This window comes from Paraburkholderia acidiphila (assembly GCF_009789655.1).
Lineage (GTDB): Bacteria > Pseudomonadota > Gammaproteobacteria > Burkholderiales > Burkholderiaceae > Paraburkholderia > Paraburkholderia acidiphila.
Window position 1 is genome coordinate 682,453 of sequence record NZ_CP046911.1, and the last position, 22,495, is coordinate 704,947.

Below are 22,495 nucleotides of genomic sequence, written 5' to 3' on the forward strand. Positions count from 1 at the left end.
ACATGAAGTGGGCTTCTTCCTCGCACCAACAACCTTTACTTCGCCACCGGCATCGAAAACTCCGCACCCTTTTCGGTGCTTTCCGGCCAGCGCTGCATGATCGACTTCTGCTTCGTATAGAAGCGCACGCCTTCTTCGCCATAAGCGTGCATGTCGCCAAAGAGGCTGCGCTTCCAGCCGCCAAAGCCGTGCCATGCCATCGGCACCGGAATCGGCACGTTGATGCCCACCATGCCCACTTCGATCTGGCGGCCGAACTCGCGCGCCACGTTGCCGTCGCGCGTGAAGCAGGCCACGCCGTTGCCGAACTCGTGGTCGTTGATCAGTTGCACCGCTTCGGCAAAGTCCTTTGCGCGCACGCAGGCGAGCACCGGCCCGAAGATCTCTTCCTTGTAGATGCGCATGTCGGGCGTCACGTTGTCGAACAGCGTGCCGCCGGTGAAGAAGCCGTTTTCATGGCCAGGCACCTTCAGACCGCGCCCGTCGACCACGAGCGTCGCGCCTTCTTCCACGCCGGTCGCGATATAGCCTTCGACGCGCTCGAGCGCCTGCTTCGTGACGATCGGGCCCATTTCCGCGTCGGCTTCCATGCCGTTCCTGATCTTCAGCGTGCGGGCGCGCTCGGCGAGGCGCGGCACGATCTTGTCGGCCACGTCGCCCACCAGCACGGCCACCGAGATCGCCATGCAGCGCTCGCCGGCCGAGCCGTAGCCCGCGCCGATCAGCGCATCCACGGTTTGTTCGACATCGGCGTCGGGCATCACGACCATGTGGTTCTTCGCGCCGCCCAGCGCCTGCACGCGCTTGCCGTGCTTCGCGCCGGTTTCGTAGATATAGTTCGCGATCGGCGTGGAGCCCACGAAACTCACGGCCTTCACGTCGCGATGCGCGAGGAGGGCGTCGACGACGACCTTGTCGCCCTGCACGACGTTGAAGACGCCGTCGGGAAAGCCGGCTTCCTTGAGCAGACGCGCCATGAACAGCGAAGCCGAAGGATCGCGCTCGCTAGGCTTGAGAACGAACGTACAGCCCGCTGCGAGCGCCACCGGGAACATCCAGCACGGCACCATGCAGGGGAAGTTGAACGGCGTGATGCCGGCCACCACACCGAGCGGCTGGCGCACGGTCCAGTTGTCCATGCCCGTGGAGACCTGCTCGGTGTAGTCGCCCTTGAGCAGTTGCGGAATGCCGCACGCAAATTCGATCACGTCGATGCCGCGCGCGACTTCGCCCTGCGCGTCGGAGAACACCTTGCCATGCTCGGCCGTAATGATGGCCGCGAGTTCGTCCTTGTGGCGGTTCATCAGTTCGAGAAAACGCAGCATGACGCGCGCGCGGCGAATGGGCGGCGTGTCGCGCCAGGCCGGGAACGCGGCTTTCGCGCTCGCCACGGCGGCGTCCACATCGGCCGCTTCGCCCAGCACGAGGCGGCGCGCAGCGGCGCCGGTCGCGGGGTTGAAGACCGCTTGCGTGCGGTCGCCCGCGCCGCGTTCGGTCTTGCCGCCGATGAAGTGGATCACGTCTGCGGAATCGGTGTAGGCCTGCATGTCTTCTCCTCGTCTGGTGAGTGCGTGCCGTCAGTCTACGGAGGGCGCGGAGGCGCGCAAAGGCTCTGTCGCTGAATTGATTGTTTTCAGCTGTGAACAATCGCTCGCGCGGTCTGTGAAAGATGCGCGAGCGGCATGCTAGTATCGGCGCGGGAATGACGAACTTGGAGGCGGACTTTCATTCATGGATACGCAGCGAGTCGAGGCACTCTGGACGCACCTGCACTGGCTCAATGTGCTCGCCACGCAAGGCAGCTATACCGCGGCGGCGGCGCGCCTCGGTGTCAGCAAGGCGGCCGTGAGCCAGCGCATTGCCGAGCTGGAGCGGGTGGCGGGCGTGCCGCTTGTGCAGCGCACCACGCGCAGCGTGCGCTTCACGGAAGCGGGGCTGCGGCTCGTGGAAGATACGCGCGCGCAGTTCGACAGCATTGCCGCCAGTTTTGCGAGCGTGCGCGAGATGGCCGATGTCGCGCGCGGCACCGTGCGCGTCACCGCGCCTGTGGCCTTCGCGCGCCAGCAACTGGTGCCGCGGCTTGCGCAGTTTTCGCGCGCCCATCCTGAAGTGCGCGTGCAACTGGAGCTTTCCGACCGGCTCACCTCGATCGCAACCGAAGGATTCGATCTCGCGATCCGCCATAGCGCGCAGGTGCCCGAAACCCACGTGGCCTGGAAACTGTGCGACACGCGCTCGGTCATCGTCGCCACGCGCACTTACCTCAAGCAGCGCGGCACGCCGCAAACGCCCGCCGATCTTGCGCAGCACGACTGTCTGTTCTATCCGCGCGCGTTGGGCGCGGGGGTATGGTCGTTTGAAAAAGCCGGCCGCCGCGCGGACGGTGCGCGCGAGACGGTGACGGTGAATGGCCCATTCTCGGCGAACAACAGCGAAGCGCTGCGCGATGCGGCGCTCGAACATCTCGGCGTCGCGCTGCTGCCCGACTTCAGCGCACAGGCCGCGCTGCAGGCCGGCAAGCTCGTGGTGCTGCTGTCCAACTGGCGTCCGGTGGGGGCGTTTGCTTCGCAACTGCACGTCGTGCGGCCGTATGGTGCGCAGGTGCCGCGTGCGGTCAAGCACTTCACGGAGTTTCTGCGGCAGACGTTCAAGGATGGCTTTCCGTTGGCGTGACGTGCGCGCGAGGCTATGCCATGCCTTCGCCTTGCTGATGTGTTTTCGATAGCTTTTTGGTATCCACGGCACTCAGTGCCAACGTTATGCTTGAGTCGAACTGGAGGCGGACGCATGAATCAGCACGAGACACCTGTGGCGGATTTGGGGCGGCAATGGTACGCCGAACGCGAATGTACGCTCGATGCATTTGTGAGCCGGTTGCGAGACGAGGGCAGTCTGTTGCGATTCGCCAGCGCTGTGAGGCAGCGCATTCCCGTGTACGACTGCCAGGCGGTCCAGACAGTGCTTGACGATGCGGCGCAGCGCGCGCAGTTGCAGGCCGAGTGGGCTTACGTGCTGCGCGACGGCGCCGGCGTGCTCGTGCTCGAACGCGCATACGCCAACACGCAGCCAGTGGACGAAGCGACCGCCGTGTTTGAATCGATCATTCGCGAAGAGCGGGAGCACGGCGCGAGCGGTGCGGACCATTTTGCCAAGGCAGGCGCGAACGACCGCATCTGGAACGCGCAACAGAAGCTCTGCCTCAAAGCGCCCAGCGTGTTCGTCGACTACTTCGCGAATCTGCCGCTCATGGCCCTATGCGAGGCGTGGCTCGGCCCGTGCTATCAGATGACCTCGCAGGTCAACGTCGTGCGTCCCGGCGGCGTGGCGCAGGAAGCGCATCGCGACTATCACCTGGGATTCCAGACTATCGAGGAAGCGCAGCGCTATCCGGCGCACGTGCATCGCGTATCGCCTTTCCTCACGCTTCAGGGGGCGGTGGCGCACAGCGACATGCCGGTCGAGAGCGGGCCGACGAAGCTCTTGCCGTACTCGCAGCGTTATGCAGAGGGCTATCTCGCATGGCGGCGCGCCGATTTCCGCGAGTACTTCGAAGCGTATTGCGTGCAGTTGCCGCTCGCAAAGGGCGACGCCCTGTTTTTCAATCCCGCGCTATTTCATGCGGCGGGCGCGAACCGCACCGCCGGCGTGCAGCGCATGGCGAACCTGCTGCAGGTGTCATCGGCTATGGGTCGCGCCATGGAGGCGCTCGACCGCACGCGCATGTGCGAAGCGATTTATCCCGTGCTGCACGAGCGGCGCATGAAAGACCCTCAGGGCGCCGCAGTCGAACTCACGACCGTTGCGGCCATCGCGTCGTGCGCGGAGGGCTATCCGTTTCCCACGAATCTCGACCGCGACCCGCCGGTGGGCGGCCTCGCGCCCGAGAGCCAGCAGGCGCTCATGCAGCGCGCGCTGCGCGAAAACTGGGAGCCAGCCAGATTCGCGCAGGCGTTGCACGCGCAGCACGCGCGACGCGACGCCGCGTAAGCGTTGCGATGGCCCCATCGCACACGTGCAGGGTCTCGTGGTCGCTTGCGACCCCGAGACCATGATTCCACGAGACGAAAAAGGTGAGGATATTCAGGATTGCATAGGTTCGATCCGGCTCGCCCTGAAGCTCACGCCTCGGCGAAGCGAGCTTCGTTCAGATCGGCGATCAGCGTCGGACCGGCCGGGCGCCAGCCGAGCCGTGCCTGGGTGAGCGCGCTCGAAGCGGGCATGTCCATGCCGACGAACATACCCATCCAGCCGAAATGCGCGGCCGCGTCCTCAGGCGCGATCGAAACGGCCGGCAGGCCGAGCCCGCGGCCCAGCGCCTCGGCTATCTCGCGGCTGCTCACGCCTTCTTCGCCCACCGCGTGATAGCGCGCGCCGGGCTGCCCTTTTTCCACGGCCAGCCGGTACAGGCGCACGACGTCGGACAAATGGCCGGCCGGCCAGCGGTTCTCGCCGTCGCCGACGTAGGCGCAAACGCCTTTTTCGCGCGCGATCGCAACGAGCGGCGTAATGAGCCCCTGCCGCAAGGGGTTATGGACCTGCGGCAGCCGCACCGCGCCCACGTTGAGCCCTTGTTCCAGCAACACTTGCCCCGCCAGTTCGGACGCAATACGCGGGTTGGGATGGCTCGGATTGAAGACATCTTCGCTCGCCAGTTCGCCGTGCGCGCCGCTGCCGATGCCCGTGCCGGAGGTGATGAGCAGCGGTCGATCGGTGCCGGCGAGCGCGGCGCCGAGCGCCGCGATGGCGCGCTTGTCCTTTTCGCAGTTCTCGACGAAGCGCGAGAAGTCGTGATCGAAGGCGGTGTGGATCACGGCGTCCGCGTGCTCCGCACCGCTACGCAGTGTTTGCGGGTCCTCCAGCGTACCGCGATGTACACGGGCGCCCGCCTTGGCGAGCGCTTGCGCACCCGCTTCGGAGCGGGTCATGCCGATCACCTCGTGACCGGCTTCGATGAGTTCCGGCACGAGCGCCGAGCCGATGAAGCCGGTCGCACCGGTCAGAAAAATACGCATGGTCATCTCTCCTGGGTCATGACTGGCGTACTATCTCCAAAATCTCTATACCGTTAAAGTAGTGAGCTCATCATATTAAGATGACTAACAGGCTCTCCATTCCGATCCATTCGGCGGGCTCGCTCGGCGACTTCCTGAGGCGTTGCCGCACGCGGCTCGACCCGGCGAGTTTCGGCTTCAGCGGCCGCCGGCGCACGCCGGGATTGCGCCGCGAAGAAGTGGCGCAGCGTGCCAATATCAGTCCGACCTGGTACACGTGGCTCGAACAGGGGCGCGGCGGCGCGCCTTCGCCCGAGGTGCTCGACCGTATTTGCGGCGCGCTGATGCTCACCGACCCGGAACGCGAGCACCTCTTCATGCTGGGGCTCGGGCGGCCGCCCGAAGTGCGCTACAAGCCCGTGGACGGCGTCAATCCGCGGCTGCAACGCCTGCTCGACTCGCTGCGCTTCAGCCCGGCCATCGTCAAGACGGCCACCTGGGAGGTCGTGGCCTGGAATCGTGCCGCCGCCATCGTGCTGACCGACTACGGCAAGCTGCCGCCCGGTCAGCGCAATATCCTGCGCTTCCTGTTCTGCAACCCGGACGTGCGCGCCAAGCAGCACGACTGGGACAGCGTGGCCCGCTTCGTGGTGGGCGCGTTCCGGGCCGACGTTGCGCGCGCGGGCCTCGTTTCGGCGGTGGGCGAACTCGTCGATGAACTGTGCAGCAGCAGCCCCGAGTTCGACGCGCTGTGGCGCGACAACGAAGTGCCTACGCACGCCGAAGCCGACAATGTGAAGCGCCTGCACCATCCCACGCTCGGGCTGATCGCGCTGGAGCAGTCGGCGTTTGCCGTCGACGGCCGGCCGGACCTTCACATGATCGTCTACAACCCGGTCGATGCGGGGCAGGCCGAGCGCATCAAGGCGCTGATCGAGCTGTCGTGACGCGCTGCGCGTCAATGCCAAAAGAGCGCGATGAGAATGATGATCGGAATCGGAACGCCGAGCAGATAAAGAAGAATCGAGCGCATGTCAGCCTCCTCACGGTTCGGAACCTGGCGTCATTGCCATGTCGATAAAAGTCGCGTCAAAACTCGCGCATCCGGCCGCCGATCGTCGCCATCAGACTCGCGGCAAACGCCCCCATCAGCAGGGAGATGAAGAGCCACAACGTCACGTGGACGGTCGCCTTGCGGGCCGTTTCCACCGCGGCGCGCGCGGCGCTTTCCTCGGCTTGTGCCTTCTCCTGCAAACGCGACCAGGTAGTCGCGACGCGGGCGCGGGCATCCGTCGTCGAGAGCCCTGTTTTTTGCGCCACGATGCGTGTCACGTAGTCGGTGTCTTCGGGCGAAAGCGCGCCGCCGGCAGGCAGGCTGTTGAGGAAGATGCGCGCAATTTCCTGCTTCTGTTGCGCGGTCGCGAGAACCTGGTCCGCGCCCGAGGTGTCCGCAGGTGCGGCGGGTGCCGCAGTGCCCGCGGCCGGGCGCAGCATGCCGTCGATCAGATAGCCCAAGGGCCAGGTGCTGTAGGCGGCGAGGGCGTTGCCACGGTTGAGCGCGCCAGTGCCGCTCGCCATGCGTTCGGCGCTTTGCGCGCCGACGCTCACGCCCTCGCGCGCCAGCCCCGAAATGGCCGACGTGAGGATCGCGGCGGAGACGAGCGTGGCGAGCGCCCAGGCAAGAAAGCCGTGTGCGGTGTCGCGAAAGTGGGTCTCGTCGGTGCCGATGCCCGGCCAGTGCCGGCGCAGCCTCCCGGCAAGATAACCGCCGAGGCCTGCGGACATCACTTGCGTCACGCAGATCCAGATGATTGCCGCCACGCCGAAGGTCCTCGCGTGCGCGCCGCTCCCGGGCCATGGCGAGAGGGACGAAAGGCCGAGACCGGTGCCGAGCGTGAGCAGAATGAGGGAAAAGGCGGCCATGCCCACCGCGCCCGCTGCGATCGCACTCCAGGAAACGGCGGCGCGCAGGCGTCCAACGGGTGGCTCGGCGGCGCGGGCCGTGGCGTATTCAGCCGCTAGTCGATCGATGTCTTCCATGGCGCTCCCCCTCTTCGGTCATGAGCCTGCGCAGCACCGTGAGGCGGCGGCAGGCGGGTCGAGAGTCGCAGCGCAGAAAGCGTGCCGCGCGCGGGGGCCGGGCGCGCGCGTGCTGATCAGCGGCTTTGGGGGGCGTGCAGATGCCGGTAAAGCGGTGAGTGCGTCAAGGCCAGCCGATTTCACGAGGTGCCGATCGAAACCGGCCTGCGCCCGGCAATGGGGGCGGGGGGCGCCTCGCATGAACGAGGTGGCAAGCCACGGCGGCCAATCCCGCTGCCGGCCGTGGCGTCACGGGCCGAGCAGGCCCCCGGTCGGCAGCGACAGCTTGCCGTGGTCGACGAAGCGAGTGCCGCCGCCTACGCCGCCCGCCAGGCGCCCGCGTATCTCGTAGGGAATGCTTCCGGCCTGCGCGCTGCCCGCAAAGGCGAAAGCCTGACGCACAGCGGAGAATGCCGGCACGGTCAACGGCACGACGATCACCGCTTCACCGAAGCGCGGTACGACGCCGCTTTGATCGCTTACGCCGCTCGCGAAAGATTGACCGTTGAGATCCAGTTGCAGCGACACGCCGCTGAATTCGACCGGCGCGTCGTTGGGATTCTGGACGCGCAGCTTCACATTGAAGCGCATCTCCATGCCTTCGCCTTGCAGCGGCTCGAGCCCCGCCACGTTGACCCGCAGGGCGTCCTGACCGAACCCCGCGCATCCACCGAGCCAGAAAAGCACGCAAAGCAAGGCGCAGAAGCGCCGAAGCGCGCGGCCGGTGTCAGATGCTGGCATGGGAAATCCCTCTTCCGTAGAGTCGGCAGGAACTGTTTAGTGTAGCGTCGATCCGTCACGGGTTTCGTGCGGCGGCATTGATCCAGGCGAAACCTGCGATACGATATGTCCCCGACGCTTATGCGACATGCGTGGCATGCGCGACTCGCGGCTGAAGCTGAAAATAATTTCAATCAGCTTTCGCCGGTCGAGCGCTACCTCGCGCGTCCCGATTCTCCCCTTTCGTTGCCCGGCCCGTTCTCATGCTCAGCGCTTTCGCTCTATTCGGGATCTTGATCGTATCTTGCCTGATGAGCGTAGCCATCCTGGGCTCGTTGATCCGAACCGCCGTGCCGGGCGTGGTCCGCTGGTGTCTGGGCTATGCGCTGCTCGCCGCGGCCTCGACCTGGATCGTGGTCTGCGCGCCGCGCGCCGGCGGGATCACGATTGCCGGCGCTTCGATCGCGACCCTGGGCGCCGCGGTGCTGCTCGTGCAGGGCACACGCCAGTTCTTCGGCCAGCGTGCCGTGTGGGGCGCGGAATCCGCCGGGCTTGTCGTCGTTTGTGCAGCGCTCGTGTATTTCACGTGGATGTCGCCCAGTGTCGACGCCAGGGGCGTGCTCCTTTCGCTGGGCCTGATCTATGGCCGGCTCGCGGTGGGGGCGCTGGCGCTTCGGCATGGATCGCGCGAGGGCACGCGCTACGCATGTCGGTTCATCGCCGTGGCCGCCGGGCTCGGTGCTCTCGTTTATGTCGCGAGAATCGGCGCGATTGTCTTCGGCGTTGCGCCCTCACTTTCGTTTGTGCAGCCTTCGCCGTGGAACGTGGCGCTGCTCGGGCTCGCGATCCTCACGTTGCCCTGCATGTCGATCGGCATGGTCATGCTCGCTCACGACCGGATTCTTGGGCGAATGGAAAAGCTCGCGACGATCGACGAGCTGACGGGCGCGCTCACGCGCCGTGAGTTCATCGCGCGCGCGCACGTCCTGCTTGCGCAAGCGCGCGAGCAGGGCGATCCCTTGTCGATCGCGATTCTCGACATCGACAACTTCAAGGCAGTGAACGACGGATTCGGCCACGCAGTAGGCGATCGCATCCTCACGCACGTCGCCTCGATCGTCACCGGCCAGTTGCGCTCGTGCGATCTGTTCGGACGGCTGGGTGGCGAGGAGTTCGCGATCCTGTTCGCCTGCGCGCAAAAGCACGACGCCGCGACGCTGACGAATACGCTGAGGCTGGCGGTCGAGCGTTCGCCCGCCGAAGGCGTGCACTGCACGCTTAGCGCGGGCGTTGGCAGGTTCGTGCCGGCCGACACGCTGGAGAGCGCGATGGTGCGGGCCGACGCCGCGCTCTATGTGGCGAAGGCGGCGGGGCGCAATCGCGTCATCATGACATCGGATGCCGACGAAGGCGAAGCGCGCTACCTCGCCGAATCGCGTTGAATCGCACTGCATAAATGCTTGCCTGGCAAATTTATTCCAGGGAGAATTCTCGCTGACGAAACCCGCAGCGACGCTGGCTTCGTGCGACCCGGCGCGTGGTACCGGGCAGGTCAATCATTTCTCGGGCAATGGCGTCCGCAACGGTGGTCATGCCGGATAACCGCCCATGTTCAAACGCATTCTTTTCGAACTCGCCCGTGTGTTCGTTCCCGCCGGGCGACATCCCGACTCCCCCGCGTTACTCGATTTCTCGTGCAGCGCTTTCGATACGGTTGCGATCGAGGCGGAAAGCGCGCTGTCCCGCTTGCGCGACTGTGCCGGCACGCGTGCGGCCCACTCGCGACGCCGTGTCTGGAGGCTTCGCGAAGGCCGCCGTGAATCTCTCCGTGAAGCTCGCCGTGAAGCGCGTCGCGAACTGCGTCACATCGTTCATCCAGTGCCGCGCTTCTAGTGCGCCAATTCGCTCGCCCGTACCGTAATCAGGGATAAAGCGGCGTGGATTCGTCATAAAAAACCTGCTACTGTCATCGCACAAAAACCCGGCTGGACGCACCGTTGCCAAAACAGGGTTTCAATTGCTTTACGGTGAATCGCCAATATGGATGAATTGCTTGAGCGGCTTTCCCAGAAGGTTGTTGCGGCCCAGAATCTGGAAGGTCTCGTGCGGCCGCTTCTCGAGATGCTTGGCATATTGACCGGACTTGAGTCGACTTACCTCACATCGGTCGACTTCAGCCGCGAGGTGCAGACCGTCCTCTATTCGCGCAACGACGGCGGCGTGCAGATCATGGAGGGTCTGCAGGTGCAGTGGTTCGACACCTTGTGCAAGCGCAGTCTGGAAAGCGGGCGGCGCGTGGTCAGCAACGTCAGGGACATTTGGGGCGATTCGCGCGCGGCCTCCGAACTCGGGATCTGCACCTATGCCAGCGCGCCGGTTTGCGCGGAAGGCGGCGCCGTCATCGGTACGTTATGCGGCATTAGCCGCGAGAGCCGCGAAGTCAGCTCAAGGGCGCGCGGCGCGCTGAATGTCTTTGCCAAACTGATCTCGGAGCATATCGAGCGCGAGCGGCTCATCGAACAACTCACGCTCGCCAATGAGCACCTTGCACAACGCGCCCTGGTCGACGACATGACGGAACTCGCGAACCGGCGCGCGCTGCATGAGGAGCTTGGCCGCCTGATGGCGCAAGCCGCGTCCGACGGGTCCTATGTCGTGGTCTGCATGATCGACCTGGACGGCTTCAAGGAGCTGAACGATCAACGCGGCCACGCGGTGGGCGATCAGTTTCTGCAATCGTGCGCCGGGCGGCTGTTGGCAGCGACTGCCGATCGAGGTCTGCTTGCGCGCATCGGCGGCGACGAGTTTGCGTTCGTTGCAGCGGGGCCCGCCGATTACGATCAGGCGGCGAGCCTGGCCGAAGCCGTCGCGAGCCAGGTTGCCTCAGTGACGGCAGGCGAATACACCTTGCCGAACATGCGCTTGCATTACGAGGGGGCGGCGGCCGGCTGCGTCGCGGTTCGCTTCGTGAGCGCCCAGCAGGCGCTCGACCAGGCGGACCATGAGATGTACCGCGTCAAGCGCCAGCGGCGCGCGGCTCGCGCAGGCAAGAGCAACTGGACGTTCCGATAAGCCGCCTTCAATCCTCTTTCATCCGCTTGTCCGTTTAAGGGTCTTCCCTGCCATGCAGGCGGGCTGACCCTGTTCGGCCTGGGCTTCTCTCAGGGTTCTCCCGCGCCATAGGTGTTTGCGCGTGTTTTTGACACCTCGACGCGAGTATTCTGGACTGCTACCTTGCCGGGCGCAGGTGCACCCGTAGCGTCGACCACGCTTGCGGCGCGCGCCGCTGGGGAACATCCGCGCCGCAACCATGCGGCCGGAGTCCATGTCTTGACCACCCTGTATATCCAGAACCGAGGGGGATCCCATGAAAAAGTTGTTTACAGCCGTATCTATTGCCCTGATCTCCGTCACGGCCAGCTCCGCAGCCTTTGCGGCGGACACCATTCGCTTTGGTGTCGATGCCAGCTATCCGCCGTTTGAATCGAAAGCACCGGACGGCAAACTGGTCGGCTTCGACATCGATCTCGGCAACGAGATTTGCCACCGTCTGAATGCGAAGTGCGTCTGGATCGAAAACGACTTCGACGGCATGATCCCGGCGCTCAAGGCGCGCAAGTTCGACGGCGTGCTCTCGTCGATGTCGATGACCCCGGCGCGCAAAGAACAGATCGCATTCTCGGACAAGCTGTTTAACACGCCGACGCGCCTCGTCGCCAAGACGGGCTCGGGCATCATGCCGACCGCGGAATCGCTCAAGGGCAAACGCGTGGGCGTGGAGCAGGGCACGATTCAGGAGGCCTATGCCAAGGCGCATTGGGCGACGGCCGGCGTAGAGGTCGTGCCTTACCAGAACCAGGACCAGGTCTATCAGGACCTGCTGGCCGGCCGCGTGGACGCGGCGCTGCAAGACGCCGTGCAGGCCGACGTGGGCTTCCTGAAGACGCCGCGCGGCCAGGGCTACAGCTTCGCGGGCGGCGACCTCGATGATCCGGCCACGCTCGGCAACGGCGCCGGCATCGGCCTGCGCAAGGAAGACGCCGCGCTCAAGACGAAGATCGACGGCGCGATTGCCAGCATCATCAAGGACGGCACGTACAAGAAGATCGAGAAGAAGTACTTCGACTTCGATGTGTACGGCAAGTAATGGTTGATCGATGACGCGTGCACGGCGCGAAAGCGAGCGCATCGCTTTCGCGCCGCGTGTCACTTGCACCACTCAAGCTAACCAGGCCGACTAAGCTAACTAAGCGGCCTCGCGCAGTGCCTTCGCTTGAGTCGAATCTTTTTTCGGCGGCGCGCCAAACATGCGCGTGTATTCCCGGCTGAACTGCGAGGCGCTCTCGTATCCCACTTCGAATGCGGCGGCCTGTACGCTCATCGAAAGCGAGAGCAGCAATCTGCGTGCTTCCAGAAGGCGCAATTGCTTCTGGTATTGAAGGGGCGGCAGCCCCGTCAGCGCCTTGAACTGGCGATGAAACGCCGACGCGCTGAGCTGGGCAACCGCCGCGAGATCGTCCACCCGTACGGGCTGGGCAAACCGCTCCCGCAAAATCTCCACCGCGCGCATCAGGCCGTGAGAAGGGCTTTCGGTCGAGGCGAGCTGCGCAATCTCAGATCCATTCGGACCCCTTAGCAGCCAGTAGCAGATTTCGCGCATGAGCATGGGGTACAGCATGCCGATGGCGTCGGGGGTATCCAGCAGGCGCACGGCGCGCAGCGCGCAATCGGCGAGCGGGCCGTCGAAGTTCGCGACGAACACGCCGCGGCTCGCCTCCGCCGCCGGTACCGGCGCAGGCGACATCTCCTTCGCTACGGCGCGCAGCATGGCCAGGTCCAGCTCGAGAATCAGAACCAGGCAAGGTTTGTCCGGGCTCGCTTCGAACACGCGGCCCCGCGACGGCGTTTGCACGCCGACCACGAGCGCTTGACCGGCACGGTATTCGAGTTGCGCCCCGCCGAAACTGGCCCATTTCGCGCCTTGCGCGACGATGCACAGCGCCGGGCGCGCCGAGCGAAAGGTGGGCGGCGCGGGGTGATCGGAGCGCAGAATGAGCAGTCCGTCGACAGCGGTGCGGTATGGGCTCGTGCCTGGCTGCGTATGCGTGTAGCGCAGCAGGGCGGCGGCCAGTTCGTTCGTCATGGCGGCTCGACAAGGATCGCGCAATGCAAGGCGCGTGTCGCCGCATGGTAGTCGGCGAAGCAGGAATAGGCAAGAATCGGGCAGGTTCGGGTATTCACTCGACGGCGCCGCCAGGCGGAGAATCGACGCTATCCAAACTAGCGAGAGGTGCCAGATGGCAACGAACCACGGCAATCAGTCCGGCCCGAAAATCGCGGTCGTCACCGGAGGCAGCCGCGGCATTGGCCGCGACACCGTTCTGCGGCTCGCAAGCCGCGGCGTCCACGTGGTTTTCACCTGGAACACCCATCGAGCCGAGGCCGAAAAGGTCTGCGCGCAAGCCGCTCAAGCGGGCGGCCGCGCGATTGCGCTGCAATTGAACATGGCGGATTCGGGCACGTTCGACGACTTCGTCGCGCGCCTGCGAGAAGCGCTCGGAACGCTGAACGCCACGGGCTTCGACTATCTGGTGAGCAACGCCGGAACGTCTTCCGCAGCCACGCTTGCGGCCGGCACCGAAGCGGAACTCGACGCGCAGTTCGCGGTGCACTTCAAGGGCCCGTTTCTGCTGACGCAAAAGCTGCTGCCGCTCATTCATGACGGCGGCCGGATTGTGAACGTCTCTTCGGGACTTGCGCGCTTCGCGTTTCCGGGCCGCGCGATCTACGGGCCGATGAAGGCGGCGGTCGAAGCGCTCACGCGCTATATGGCGCTCGAACTCGCGCCGCGCCGGATCGCAGTCAACGTCGTGGCGCCGGGCGCCATTGCGACCGACTTTAGCGGCGGCATCGTGCGGGACAATCCGGAGGTCAACAAAGCCGTGGCGGAACACACTGCGCTGGGCCGCGCAGGCTTGCCGACCGACGTGGGGCCCGTTATCGCGGGGTTATTGTCGGATGACTTTGGCTGGGTGAACGCGCAGCGCATCGAAGTGGCTGGCGGCATTCATATTTGATTTCGCCGGTCACGGCGTGACGGACTTGCCGGAAGCGTCGACTTCGATGCCCCAGTCGCCCTGTTCGAGCCAGTCGTCGCCGAGCAGTTCGGCCGGATGCTGCGTGCGGCTCTGGCCGTTGCCGCATCGCATGTCGTTGGCGGGGCAGTAGTGGTCGCATCCCCAGCACAGGCGCTCGGGGTGCAGCGGGTGGATCGGAAACTTCTTTGCCATGGTGTCGCCCCTGTGCGATCGCGGTCAGAACGCAATAGCGAAATTGTCGTCCTTCCGCGGCACGGTGGCAGATGGCAGAGTGTCGCGCCCACGCAGTACGCAGGCGATAAAGCCTCGAGGCGCGCAGCGCGGCCCATGTGCGCAATTGCCGCGGATTGTCGCAGCGTCATGCTATGGTCGTGCGGCGTCCGGCGGATCCGGCCGCAGCGCCTGGAAGCGCTAGACAAAACGTCCTGCATGCGCCGTCATGACCCGTTCGAGCCTTTCTCCGCAAAAGCGGCGCCGCGCGTGGCCGCTGATTCTGCTGTGTGCCATCGTCATTGTCCTGGCCGCCGTGGTGCTGGCGGGCTGGCTGACATTGCGCGGCAGCCTGCCGCAACTGGATGGCACACATGCCGCGCCGCTCTCGGCGCCCGTGACGATCGGTCGCGACGCGCTTGGCGTGCCGACGGTGCAGGGCAGCACGCGTGGCGACGTCGCGTATGCCAGCGGATTCCTTCACGCGCAGGACCGCTTCTTCCAGATGGATTTGCTGCGCCGGGTCGCCGCTGGCGAGATGGCGGCGCTCATCGGACCGGCGGCGCTGCCGCTTGACCGCCGCGACCGGCCCTTGCGCTTTCGCGAGCATGCACAGGCCGCGCTCGCCGCGCTCTCCGCCGACCAGCGGCAACTGATCGAACGCTATACGGCGGGCGTCAACGACGGCCTGCGCTCGCTGCGCGCGCGGCCGTTCGAATACTGGCTGTTGCGCACGCAGCCGGTGGCGTGGCGTCCCGAGGACACGGTGCTCGCCGTCTACGCGATGTACTTCGATCTTCAGTACGACCAGGTGAGACGCGTGCTCGCGCGTGCCGCGCTGCGCGAACGCGTGCCCGCCGATCTGCTGGCGTTCCTGTTGCCTGAGACGAGCCATTGGGACGCGCCGCTCGACGGGCTGCGTGCATTGCCGCAGCCGCCGGCGGCGCTGCCCGCCGCGCCGCCATCATGGCTTCCGGCAACGCAGTCCGCCGCCGATCTCGAACCGGACGCCACATCGCTTCTCAGCGGCGTGCCCGGTTTCGTCGGCGGCGAGCGCGCGGTCGATTCGATGATCGGCAGCAACGGCTTCGCGGTCGACGGCGCGCATGGTGCGCACGGCGGCGCGCTGCTCGCGAGCGACATGCACCTCGGCCTTTCGTTGCCCAACGTCTGGTACCGCATCTCGATCGTGTATCCCGCGCCCGATGGCGGCGAGCGGCGTATCACGGGCGTCAGCTTGCCGGGTACGCCCTCGGTGGTGGCCGGGAGCAACGGCCATATCGCGTGGGGCTTTACGAATAGCTATGCGCGCTTCGTCGATCTGGTCGAACTTCAACGCGACCCGGCCGATCCGCTGCGCTACCGGGTGCCGGGCGGCGCTTGGGAGAGGGCGCGGCTGATCCACGAGCGCCTCGACGTGAATGGCGGCGCGAGCGTCGATCTGCCGCTCGTGCAAACGCGCTGGGGGCCGCAACTCGTTGCCGGCGAGCACGCGTATGCCTTGCATTGGGTCGCGCAGGATCCGCAGGCGACCAACATGAACTTCATGCTGCTCGAAGGCGCCACGAACGTCGCCGACGCATTGCGTGCCGCACAGACCTTCGGCATGCCGACACAGAACTTCATGGTGGCCGACGCGCAAGGGCATATCGGCTGGACGCTCGCCGGGCCGCTGCCACGCTTCGCGGATGCCGACGGCGATGCGGCCGCGTTCGCGAGCTTTCCGTACCGCTCGGAAACGTATGCCGGCTGGCAGGGGTATCGCTTGCCCGAAGCGTATCCGGTGCGCGTCGATCCGCCGGCCGGGCGCATCTGGACCGCCAACAACCGTACCCTGCCGCTGGAGGACGTGGCGCGCATCGGCGACGCGGGCACGGATCTCGGCGCGCGCGCCACGCAAATTCGCAACGACCTCTTCGCGCTGCCGCATGCGAGCGAGCGCGACCTGCTCGCGGTGCAGACCGACGACCGCGCGTTCTGGATCGAGTACTGGCGACGCATTGCGCTAGACGCGCTCGATGCGCGCGCGCTCGACGGCCATCCCAATCGCGCTGAATTCCAGCGGCTGGTTCAAACGTGGGATGGTCGCGCCGATGTGGATGCAGCCGGCTACCGGCTGGTGCGCGCGTTCTACGACTCGCTCTACGAAGCATGGTTCGGTGTACTGGACAAACAGATGGCCGCGATTGCGCCGGACTTAAGCTATCGCGCGGCGAACTCGCGTTACGAAGCGACGCTGGAGACACTCGCCGATAATCATGCCTGGATACCCAGCCGCTTCGCGGACTGGCGCGCGTTCATGCTGGACCGCATCGACCATACGATCGCTAGCTTGCCTAAAGGAACGAAGCTCGAAGAGGCGCGCTGGGGCGAGCGCAACCGCGCGGCCATTGCCCATCCGTTCGCGCGCATGGTGCCGACGTGGTTGCCTTGGGTGCGCGACTGGCTCAGCGCGCCGCACGACCCGCTGCCGGGCGACTACAACATGCCGCGCGTGCAGTCGCCGGCGTTTGGGGCGTCCGAGCGTTTCGCCGTGTCGCCGGGGCGCGAGCAGGACGGCCTCTTCGAGATGCCGGGCGGGCAGTCGGGCAACCCCATGTCGCCGTATTTCCTCGCGGGACATGAAACCTGGGTGCACGGCGGCGCGGCGCCGTTCCTGCCGGGTACCGCCGTTCATACGCTCAAGCTCGTACCGGCTGGCGCGCGGCAGGCTGGCAACTGAGGTTCACGGGTTGGGCAGCGTGGCGACGATTCTGTTGCGGCGCCCTATGTTGTCGCATAGAATCACGGGGCTTTCGGAGATGGCATTCCTCCCGTAACCGCCCTGCATTCCCGCAGCGCTGATGATGCCTACGAGTTCCTGGGTGCAGGAGGTCGTAGGCCGTCCACGCGACGCCCCCTTTCGCCCAGGTCATATGCAAACGCGTAATCACGCGCAAACCTGGACCGCAATGAAACCCCTGAAGTCTATCGAGCCGTTCGCGATGGTTCCGTACCTCGCGCGCTGGCTGCTGCTCTCGTCCGTTCTGGGCGCCCTGGCGGGCAGCGCATCCGCCTTGTTCCTCTATGCGCTCGATCGCGCAACCGACATTCGCGTCGCCCACGCCTGGCTGCTCTGGCTGTTGCCCGTTGCCGGCCTGGCGACCGGCTGGGTCTATCACCGCGTCGGCAAGCCGGTGGAAGGTGGGAACAACCTGCTGATCGACGAAATCCACGACCCGCAGAAAATCGTGCCCAGGCGGATGGCGCCGCTCGTGCTCGTCGCCACCGTGGTCACGCATCTGTTCGGCGGCTCGGCCGGACGCGAAGGCACGGCCGTGCAGATGGGCGGCGCGCTCGCCGACCAGGTGACGCACGTCTTCGGCCTCGGTAGGGAGGACCGCCGCATCCTGCTGATGGGCGGCATCGCGGCAGGATTCTCGTCGGTGTTCGGCACGCCGCTGGCCGGCGCGATCTTCGGGCTGGAAGTGCTCGCCATCGGGCGCCTGCGTTACGACGCGTTGCTGACCTGCGTGGCGTCGTCGCTGGTCGCGGATCAGGTGTGCCGCGCCTGGGGCATTCATCACACGGTCTATCGCATTCCGTTCGTTCCGCAAGTCTCGCCGCTCGGACTTGGGTCGGCTATTCTCGCGGGCATCGTGTTCGGCGTGGTCGGCATGCTGTTCGCCGACTCGACCCACGCGCTCTCGGCGTTCATCAAGCGCAAGATTGCCTATGCGCCGGCGCGTCCGTTCGTGGGTGGCATTGTCGTGGCGCTTGCCGCTACCGCACTGAACGTGCCGCAATATCTCGGCCTGGGGATTCCGACCATGGTCGAGTCGTTCAATCAGCCGTTGCCCGTCTACGACTTCGCGGGCAAGTTCGGTTTCACTGTCGTGACGCTTGCCTCGGGTTTCAAAGGCGGCGAAGTCACGCCGCTGTTCTATATCGGCGCGACGCTCGGCAATGCGTTGGGGCACGTGCTGGCATTGCCGATGCCCGTGCTCGCGGGCCTCGGTTTCGTTGCCGTATTCGCTGGCGCCGCTAACACGCCGATCGCTTCGACGGTCATGGCAATCGAGTTGTTCGGCGCCGACATCGGCATGTATGCGGCGCTGGCCTGCGTGGTGGCTTATCTGTTTTCCGGCCATACGGGCATCTACCGCGCGCAGCGTGTGGGGCAGGCGAAGCACCCGCTTTTGCCCGCCGGCATGCGGCTTTCGGACATTCCCGCGCTGCGCCGCGCACGCAGCAGCGATTGAGTCCCCGCAACGCGTCGTTGGCTGGTTAGCAGAAGTCTGCTGACGACGCTAGAAGCGCTGGCTGATTCTCCCTATATCCGTTCGCCTCCTACCCGTGGTGTGGGGGATGAGTCAAGCTTGCCGCGCTCGCGTCGAGGCATGGTTTCGCGGCGAGCCACATAACAGGGAATCGAAAAAGGGGGCAGCCATGAAGTGGCTCGATCGCATGACGGTGTTCAAAAAGCTGCTGACAGCATTTGCCGTTGTGATCGTATTTGCGGTGGCAGTGGGCGTTGCCGGCGTCTCGTCGCTGGCGTCGATGCACGATATCGCCGATGAGATCTGCAACCGGCACATGAGCGGCCAGTTCTGGCTGGAGGAGGCGGCCCGCAGCAAGTTGAGCACGGACCTCGACGCCGCGAATCTGGGCTACGCCGATGAAGCGGGACGCCATCATCTGAAGGAAGACATCGTCGCGCAACTCAAGCGCATGCATGAATCGCTGGATCGCTACGCCGGTGCGGGCGTCTCGACTGGCGACCGCTCCCTGTATGACGACGTGCTCAAGAAAACTTCGGCATGGGAGGCGATCGTGCATCAGCAGATCGGCTTCGAGCCCGTGCCTGCGGGCGTGGACAACGCCGAACTCGTGCGGCGCGCGATTGCGGCGAGCGTTGCGTTGGGCGATAGCGTGGGCGCGCTGATCGATTCGCTGCAACGCGAGGCAAAAAACGCGCAAAACGCGGCCATCGAACAATTCCAGCACATGCGCACCCTCATCATCGCGATGCTGTTCGGGGCGGTCGCGACCGGCGCGCTGCTTGCCTGGTTGATTTCGCAACGGCTTTCGCGTCAACTGGGCTGCGAGCCGGCTCACGCCATGGAAATCGCGGGCCGTATCGCTGCGGGTGATCTTTCGGTATCCGTAGAAACGCGTCCCGGCGATTCGAGCAGCCTGTTGCACGCGCTGGGCGAGATGCGTGTGCAGCTGACGGGCATTGTCGCCAATATTCATGACTCGAGCGGTTCCATCCTTCTTGCTGCCCGCGAAATCTCGCAAGGCAATACGGACCTCTCGCAGCGCACCGAAGAGCAGGCTGCCTCGCTCGGCGAAACCGCGACGAGCATGGAGCAGCTGACTTCGACCGTGCGGCAGAATGCCGAGAACGCGCGACAGGTGGGCGGGCTCGCGCGCGGCGCTTCGGAGGTCGCGGCGCGCGGCAGCGAGTTGGTGAGCGAAGTGGCGAGGACGATGGGCGAGGTGGCACAGGACGCGAAGCGCATGACCGATATCATCGCGACGATCGAAAAAATCGCCTTCCAGACCAATATTCTCGCGCTCAACGCCGCCGTCGAATCGGCACGCGCGGGCGAGCAAGGGCGTGGCTTCGCAGTCGTGGCAGGCGAGGTGCGTGCGCTCGCGCAGCGCAGCGCGGCTTCGGCGCGCGAGATCAAGGAGCTGATCGAAGCCTCGACGGCGGGCGTCGCGAACGGCGCCACGCTGGCGCAGCGCGCGGGCTCGACAATGGTCGAGGTGACCGAGGCCGTGCAGCGCGTCACGGACATCATGGGCGAGATCGTCGCCGCTTCCGGCGAGCAGAGCACGGGTATCGAGCAGGTCAATCGCGCGGTGGCGCAAATGGACCAGGTCACGCAGCAAAACGCGGCCCTGGTCGAGCAGGCGGCCGCCGCTGCCAGTTCGATGGCCGATCAGGCCGCGCAGTTGCAGCAGGCCGTTTCGGTATTCAGGTTCGCGGTCTAGTCGTTTCTGCTTCGCTTAGATCGCCGGCATGCTTTTCGCCTCGCGCGGCACGCGATGCTTGCCCAGCCATTTCGCGAGATCGCCGGCGGACATCGCCTTCGCGTAGTACCAGCCCTGGCCATACTGAACGCCCTTATCGCGCAGCCAGGTCACCTGTGCCCCCGTCTCCACCCCCTCGGCGACGATTTCGAGGCCCAGCTCATGGGCCATCGAAATGATGTGCGGTGCGACGACGCTCGAGGCGGTATCCTGGACGATCGTATCGACGAACGACTTGTCGATTTTCAGCACGTCGATCTCGAAGGTTTGCAGATACGAGAGGCTCGAGTAGCCGGTGCCGAAATCGTCGATGTAGATGGGATGACCGGCGGCCCGAAACGCCGCAATGACGCTGCGTGTGGCTTCCGCGTTCATGAAGCTGCGCTCCGTCGCCTCGATGCGGATTTGCGCGGGCGCGATGCCTGTTCTGTCGAGCGATGCGGTAAGGAGATTCAGAAAGCGCAAGGTCTGCAGATCCTCGGCGCTCACGTTGATCGAGACATAAAACGAGGGATTGGCGGCCAGTAATTTGCCGAGTTGCGCGATGGTTTTCTCGAGCACGAGATCGGTCAGAGGCTGGATGAGGTGATTGTCTTCGGCCACGCGCACGAAGACTTCGGGCGAGATGGCGCGCCCGTTCAGCGTCCAGCGCACCAGCGCTTCGGCGCCGGTGCACTGGTTGTCGGCCAGCCTCACGATGGGCTGGAACACCACATCGATCTTGCGCCGGGAAATGGCCCAGGACAGCGTTGCGGGGAACGAGAGCTGCCGCGAAACGAGCTTGTAGGCGAGCCAGCCGAGCGCCGTGCCCGCGAACACGCCGATGGTCAGCCACGCGGCAAGCAGTTTGGGCCAGTCGCCTGCGACGCTGCTGCGCGGCGACTTCACCACGACGGCAAGCGGGCGTGTCGACGACCGCGCGACCGCGTAATTCCACTCATCGCTCTTCACGTTGCCGTCATGTTTCCACGCGTCGAGCATGTCGTCCGGATCCGCGCCGGCCGAGACGGCGAGCAGTTTCTCCGTAGAAGTCTGGACCACGGCGATGGGGCGTCTCGCCGGATCGATGAGATCGACGTAGGAGCCCGGGTCGACGGAAACGTAGTGGCCGTTGCGGCCAATCTGAATGTCCTTGCGCACATCGCTTAGCGGGCTCTTCTGCTCGAACCACACCAGGTAGCCGTCGTTGCTGCGATAGTCGGGCGGCGGCAGCGTGAGATCCTTGTTGCTCACGTCGCCAAGCAATGGAGAACAAAGATAATGCCCCTCGGCGTAGGCGCCCGCATCCTGAACATAGCGGTAGTTGTAGATGACACGCGCGGCCTGTTCGAGGTTGGACGGCGAACAAGGCGCGCCCGGCTCCCGGTCCAGGTCGGAAAGGGCGGCTAAAGCCTGGTACGTGACGAGGTCCGTACGCATGACCGCCTTGCTGGCGAACTCGTTTAGTTCGGCGCGGTCGCGCCGCTGCACGTCCTTGTTCGCGACGTAAAGACTCGTGAAAACGGGGCCGAGGGTGGCGAGGCACCCAAGGGCGACCGAAGTCGCAATCAGCGTGATGCGCTTGATCATTCCGCACCCCGGGGGTAGGGAACGTTAGGGAACGAACGAACCACCGGCTGGACGTGCGCATGCGGCCGCACGTCCGATATTCTGGAGCCCGAACATCAGTCCAAAGCATACACTTCGGCGCTTCGTTTTCAACGCTCAAACGCGCAAACGCGCGGGTGAGCGCTCGTGCACCGCCGCGGGTGGTTTGCCGGTAGGACCATGGTCCGATTGCCCGCGTCCGCCACGCCCGGCATGATCTGCAAGTGTCGTTCGCAGGGTCGTTGCTCAGTTTCGTTCAGGGGGCATGAATGGGGACGCTGTCCAACATCGCCAGGCACGCATGGCTTGCCGCTGCGATGGTGCTCGTGGCCGGCTGTGCCCAGCCGTGGCAAAGCATCGAGCCCGGCACCGACCAGTCGGCGTTGATCGCGCGTCTCGGGCCGCCGCGCGAAACCTATAACCTGCCCGACGGCGGCAAACGGCTCATGTGGCCGACCCAGCCAATGGGCACGACGAACACCGTTGCCGACATCGACACGAGCGGTAAGGTCGTGAGCGTGCGCCAGGTCATGCAGGAGAGCGAGTTCAATCGCGCGCGAGTCAACGAGTGGACCCGTAACGATGTCCTGATCAATTTCGGCCGGCCCGCAGAAACGGCTTATTTTTCGCGCATGCAGCGGGAAGTCTGGTCCTACCGCTACGTCGAGAACAACATCGACTACATGATGTTCCACTTCTATTTCGACAATCAGGGCATCTTGCGGCTCACGCAGAAGACGCCGGACCCGATGCGCGACCGGAACCTGCGGCGCGGGTTCTAAAGTGGGT

The 22,495-nt window shown here is 65.2% G+C and carries 19 protein-coding genes and 1 riboswitch; of the genes, 11 read left to right on the plus strand and 8 right to left on the minus strand.

Annotated features, from left to right (window positions below):
• Positions 1 to 35 precede the first annotated feature (35 nt).
• Complete coding sequence (locus tag FAZ97_RS27290; RefSeq protein WP_158761730.1) at positions 36 to 1,547, minus strand: CoA-acylating methylmalonate-semialdehyde dehydrogenase; 1,512 nt, start codon at positions 1,545 to 1,547, stop codon at positions 36 to 38.
• 184 nt (positions 1,548 to 1,731) lie between these two features.
• Between FAZ97_RS27290 and FAZ97_RS27295 the strand changes: the two genes are divergently transcribed.
• A complete protein-coding gene (locus FAZ97_RS27295) occupies positions 1,732 to 2,673 on the plus strand; it encodes a LysR family transcriptional regulator (protein ID WP_158761732.1) in 942 nt (313 codons plus the stop codon).
• 114 nt (positions 2,674 to 2,787) lie between these two features.
• The gene (locus FAZ97_RS27300) at positions 2,788 to 3,987 is read left to right on the plus strand and encodes a phytanoyl-CoA dioxygenase family protein (RefSeq protein ID WP_158761734.1); all 1,200 of its coding nucleotides are present in this window, start codon (positions 2,788 to 2,790) and stop codon (positions 3,985 to 3,987) included.
• Positions 3,988 to 4,118: 131 nt separating this feature from the next.
• On the opposite strand, the gene FAZ97_RS27305 is transcribed toward FAZ97_RS27300, so the two are convergent.
• Positions 4,119 to 5,012, minus strand: a complete 894-nt coding sequence (locus FAZ97_RS27305) for an SDR family oxidoreductase (RefSeq protein ID WP_158761735.1) — start codon at positions 5,010 to 5,012, stop codon at positions 4,119 to 4,121.
• Between the two features lie 80 nt (positions 5,013 to 5,092).
• Here FAZ97_RS27305 and FAZ97_RS27310 point away from each other — a divergent pair, with 80 nt between their 5' ends.
• The gene (locus tag FAZ97_RS27310; protein ID WP_158761737.1) at positions 5,093 to 5,938 is read left to right on the plus strand and encodes a helix-turn-helix transcriptional regulator; all 846 of its coding nucleotides are present in this window, start codon (positions 5,093 to 5,095) and stop codon (positions 5,936 to 5,938) included.
• Positions 5,939 to 6,080: 142 nt separating this feature from the next.
• On the opposite strand, the gene FAZ97_RS27315 is transcribed toward FAZ97_RS27310, so the two are convergent.
• Both FAZ97_RS27315 and FAZ97_RS27320 read right to left on the minus strand, forming a co-directional pair.
• Positions 6,081 to 7,031, minus strand: coding sequence for a hypothetical protein (locus tag FAZ97_RS27315; RefSeq protein ID WP_158761740.1), 951 nt, complete (start codon positions 7,029 to 7,031; stop codon positions 6,081 to 6,083).
• A gap of 288 nt (positions 7,032 to 7,319) precedes the next feature.
• On the minus strand, positions 7,320 to 7,811 hold the full coding sequence (locus FAZ97_RS27320; protein ID WP_158761741.1) for an LEA type 2 family protein: 492 nt from the start codon (positions 7,809 to 7,811) through the stop codon (positions 7,320 to 7,322).
• A 290-nt stretch (positions 7,812 to 8,101) separates the two neighbouring features.
• Here FAZ97_RS27320 and FAZ97_RS27325 point away from each other — a divergent pair, with 290 nt between their 5' ends.
• Positions 8,102 to 9,232: a GGDEF domain-containing protein gene (locus FAZ97_RS27325; protein ID WP_233271847.1), complete on the plus strand. Its 1,131-nt coding sequence runs from the start codon at positions 8,102 to 8,104 to the stop codon at positions 9,230 to 9,232.
• Between the two features lie 238 nt (positions 9,233 to 9,470).
• Here FAZ97_RS27325 and FAZ97_RS27330 read toward each other — a convergent pair whose 3' ends face one another.
• Positions 9,471 to 9,740 (minus strand): hypothetical protein, encoded by a 270-nt coding sequence (locus tag FAZ97_RS27330; protein ID WP_158761744.1) that lies wholly within the window; start codon positions 9,738 to 9,740, stop codon positions 9,471 to 9,473.
• A 90-nt stretch (positions 9,741 to 9,830) separates the two neighbouring features.
• Here FAZ97_RS27330 and FAZ97_RS27335 point away from each other — a divergent pair, with 90 nt between their 5' ends.
• Both FAZ97_RS27335 and FAZ97_RS27340 read left to right on the plus strand, forming a co-directional pair.
• On the plus strand, positions 9,831 to 10,862 hold the full coding sequence (locus FAZ97_RS27335; protein ID WP_158761746.1) for a GGDEF domain-containing protein: 1,032 nt from the start codon (positions 9,831 to 9,833) through the stop codon (positions 10,860 to 10,862).
• Between the two features lie 295 nt (positions 10,863 to 11,157).
• On the plus strand, positions 11,158 to 11,937 hold the full coding sequence (locus FAZ97_RS27340; RefSeq protein ID WP_158761748.1) for an ABC transporter substrate-binding protein: 780 nt from the start codon (positions 11,158 to 11,160) through the stop codon (positions 11,935 to 11,937).
• 99 nt (positions 11,938 to 12,036) lie between these two features.
• Here the strand turns inward: FAZ97_RS27340 and FAZ97_RS27345 are convergent, their stop codons facing one another.
• Positions 12,037 to 12,933 (minus strand): AraC family transcriptional regulator, encoded by an 897-nt coding sequence (locus FAZ97_RS27345; RefSeq protein WP_158761750.1) that lies wholly within the window; start codon positions 12,931 to 12,933, stop codon positions 12,037 to 12,039.
• A 154-nt stretch (positions 12,934 to 13,087) separates the two neighbouring features.
• On the opposite strand from FAZ97_RS27345, the gene FAZ97_RS27350 reads away from it, so the two are divergent.
• Entirely contained in the window at positions 13,088 to 13,867 is a 780-nt protein-coding gene (locus FAZ97_RS27350; RefSeq protein ID WP_158761751.1) for an SDR family NAD(P)-dependent oxidoreductase, read from the plus strand.
• 9 nt (positions 13,868 to 13,876) lie between these two features.
• Here the strand turns inward: FAZ97_RS27350 and FAZ97_RS27355 are convergent, their stop codons facing one another.
• Complete coding sequence (locus FAZ97_RS27355; RefSeq protein WP_028206775.1) at positions 13,877 to 14,080, minus strand: DUF3079 domain-containing protein; 204 nt, start codon at positions 14,078 to 14,080, stop codon at positions 13,877 to 13,879.
• A gap of 247 nt (positions 14,081 to 14,327) precedes the next feature.
• On the opposite strand from FAZ97_RS27355, the gene FAZ97_RS27360 reads away from it, so the two are divergent.
• The 3 genes from FAZ97_RS27360 to FAZ97_RS27370 all read left to right on the plus strand — a co-directional run bounded on the left by FAZ97_RS27360 (position 14,328) and on the right by FAZ97_RS27370 (position 20,080).
• Entirely contained in the window at positions 14,328 to 16,820 is a 2,493-nt protein-coding gene (locus FAZ97_RS27360) for a penicillin acylase family protein (protein WP_158761753.1), read from the plus strand.
• 66 nt (positions 16,821 to 16,886) lie between these two features.
• Positions 16,887 to 16,958: riboswitch (Fluoride riboswitch) on the plus strand.
• 91 nt (positions 16,959 to 17,049) lie between these two features.
• Positions 17,050 to 18,339, plus strand: a complete 1,290-nt coding sequence (locus FAZ97_RS27365; RefSeq protein WP_158761755.1) for a voltage-gated chloride channel family protein — start codon at positions 17,050 to 17,052, stop codon at positions 18,337 to 18,339.
• Positions 18,340 to 18,526: 187 nt separating this feature from the next.
• On the plus strand, positions 18,527 to 20,080 hold the full coding sequence (locus FAZ97_RS27370; protein ID WP_158761756.1) for a methyl-accepting chemotaxis protein: 1,554 nt from the start codon (positions 18,527 to 18,529) through the stop codon (positions 20,078 to 20,080).
• 15 nt (positions 20,081 to 20,095) lie between these two features.
• Here the strand turns inward: FAZ97_RS27370 and FAZ97_RS27375 are convergent, their stop codons facing one another.
• A complete protein-coding gene (locus FAZ97_RS27375) occupies positions 20,096 to 21,688 on the minus strand; it encodes an EAL domain-containing protein (protein WP_158761758.1) in 1,593 nt (530 codons plus the stop codon).
• A gap of 287 nt (positions 21,689 to 21,975) precedes the next feature.
• On the opposite strand from FAZ97_RS27375, the gene FAZ97_RS27380 reads away from it, so the two are divergent.
• Entirely contained in the window at positions 21,976 to 22,488 is a 513-nt protein-coding gene (locus FAZ97_RS27380; protein ID WP_158761759.1) for a hypothetical protein, read from the plus strand.
• Positions 22,489 to 22,495 lie beyond the last annotated feature (7 nt).

Bases quoted from the DNA above. Each gene is read 5' to 3' on its own strand.
- FAZ97_RS27355 (WP_028206775.1), bottom strand. From the start codon at position 14,080: ATGGCAAAGAAGTTTCCGATCCACCCGCTGCACCCCGAGCGCCTGTGC.
- FAZ97_RS27290 (WP_158761730.1), bottom strand. From the start codon at position 1,547: ATGCAGGCCTACACCGATTCCGCAGACGTGATCCACTTCATCGGCGGC.
- FAZ97_RS27305 (WP_158761735.1), bottom strand. From the start codon at position 5,012: ATGCGTATTTTTCTGACCGGTGCGACCGGCTTCATCGGCTCGGCGCTC.
- FAZ97_RS27310 (WP_158761737.1), top strand. From the start codon at position 5,093: ATGACTAACAGGCTCTCCATTCCGATCCATTCGGCGGGCTCGCTCGGC.
- FAZ97_RS27325 (WP_233271847.1), top strand. From the start codon at position 8,102: ATGAGCGTAGCCATCCTGGGCTCGTTGATCCGAACCGCCGTGCCGGGC.
- FAZ97_RS27375 (WP_158761758.1), bottom strand. From the start codon at position 21,688: ATGATCAAGCGCATCACGCTGATTGCGACTTCGGTCGCCCTTGGGTGC.
- FAZ97_RS27370 (WP_158761756.1), top strand. From the start codon at position 18,527: ATGAAGTGGCTCGATCGCATGACGGTGTTCAAAAAGCTGCTGACAGCA.
- FAZ97_RS27300 (WP_158761734.1), top strand. From the start codon at position 2,788: ATGAATCAGCACGAGACACCTGTGGCGGATTTGGGGCGGCAATGGTAC.
- FAZ97_RS27350 (WP_158761751.1), top strand. From the start codon at position 13,088: ATGGCAACGAACCACGGCAATCAGTCCGGCCCGAAAATCGCGGTCGTC.
- FAZ97_RS27335 (WP_158761746.1), top strand. From the start codon at position 9,831: ATGGATGAATTGCTTGAGCGGCTTTCCCAGAAGGTTGTTGCGGCCCAG.
- FAZ97_RS27380 (WP_158761759.1), top strand. From the start codon at position 21,976: ATGGGGACGCTGTCCAACATCGCCAGGCACGCATGGCTTGCCGCTGCG.
- FAZ97_RS27340 (WP_158761748.1), top strand. From the start codon at position 11,158: ATGAAAAAGTTGTTTACAGCCGTATCTATTGCCCTGATCTCCGTCACG.
- FAZ97_RS27330 (WP_158761744.1), bottom strand. From the start codon at position 9,740: ATGACGAATCCACGCCGCTTTATCCCTGATTACGGTACGGGCGAGCGA.
- FAZ97_RS27320 (WP_158761741.1), bottom strand. From the start codon at position 7,811: ATGCCAGCATCTGACACCGGCCGCGCGCTTCGGCGCTTCTGCGCCTTG.
- FAZ97_RS27295 (WP_158761732.1), top strand. From the start codon at position 1,732: ATGGATACGCAGCGAGTCGAGGCACTCTGGACGCACCTGCACTGGCTC.
- FAZ97_RS27315 (WP_158761740.1), bottom strand. From the start codon at position 7,031: ATGGAAGACATCGATCGACTAGCGGCTGAATACGCCACGGCCCGCGCC.
- FAZ97_RS27365 (WP_158761755.1), top strand. From the start codon at position 17,050: ATGAAACCCCTGAAGTCTATCGAGCCGTTCGCGATGGTTCCGTACCTC.
- FAZ97_RS27345 (WP_158761750.1), bottom strand. From the start codon at position 12,933: ATGACGAACGAACTGGCCGCCGCCCTGCTGCGCTACACGCATACGCAG.
- FAZ97_RS27360 (WP_158761753.1), top strand. From the start codon at position 14,328: ATGACCCGTTCGAGCCTTTCTCCGCAAAAGCGGCGCCGCGCGTGGCCG.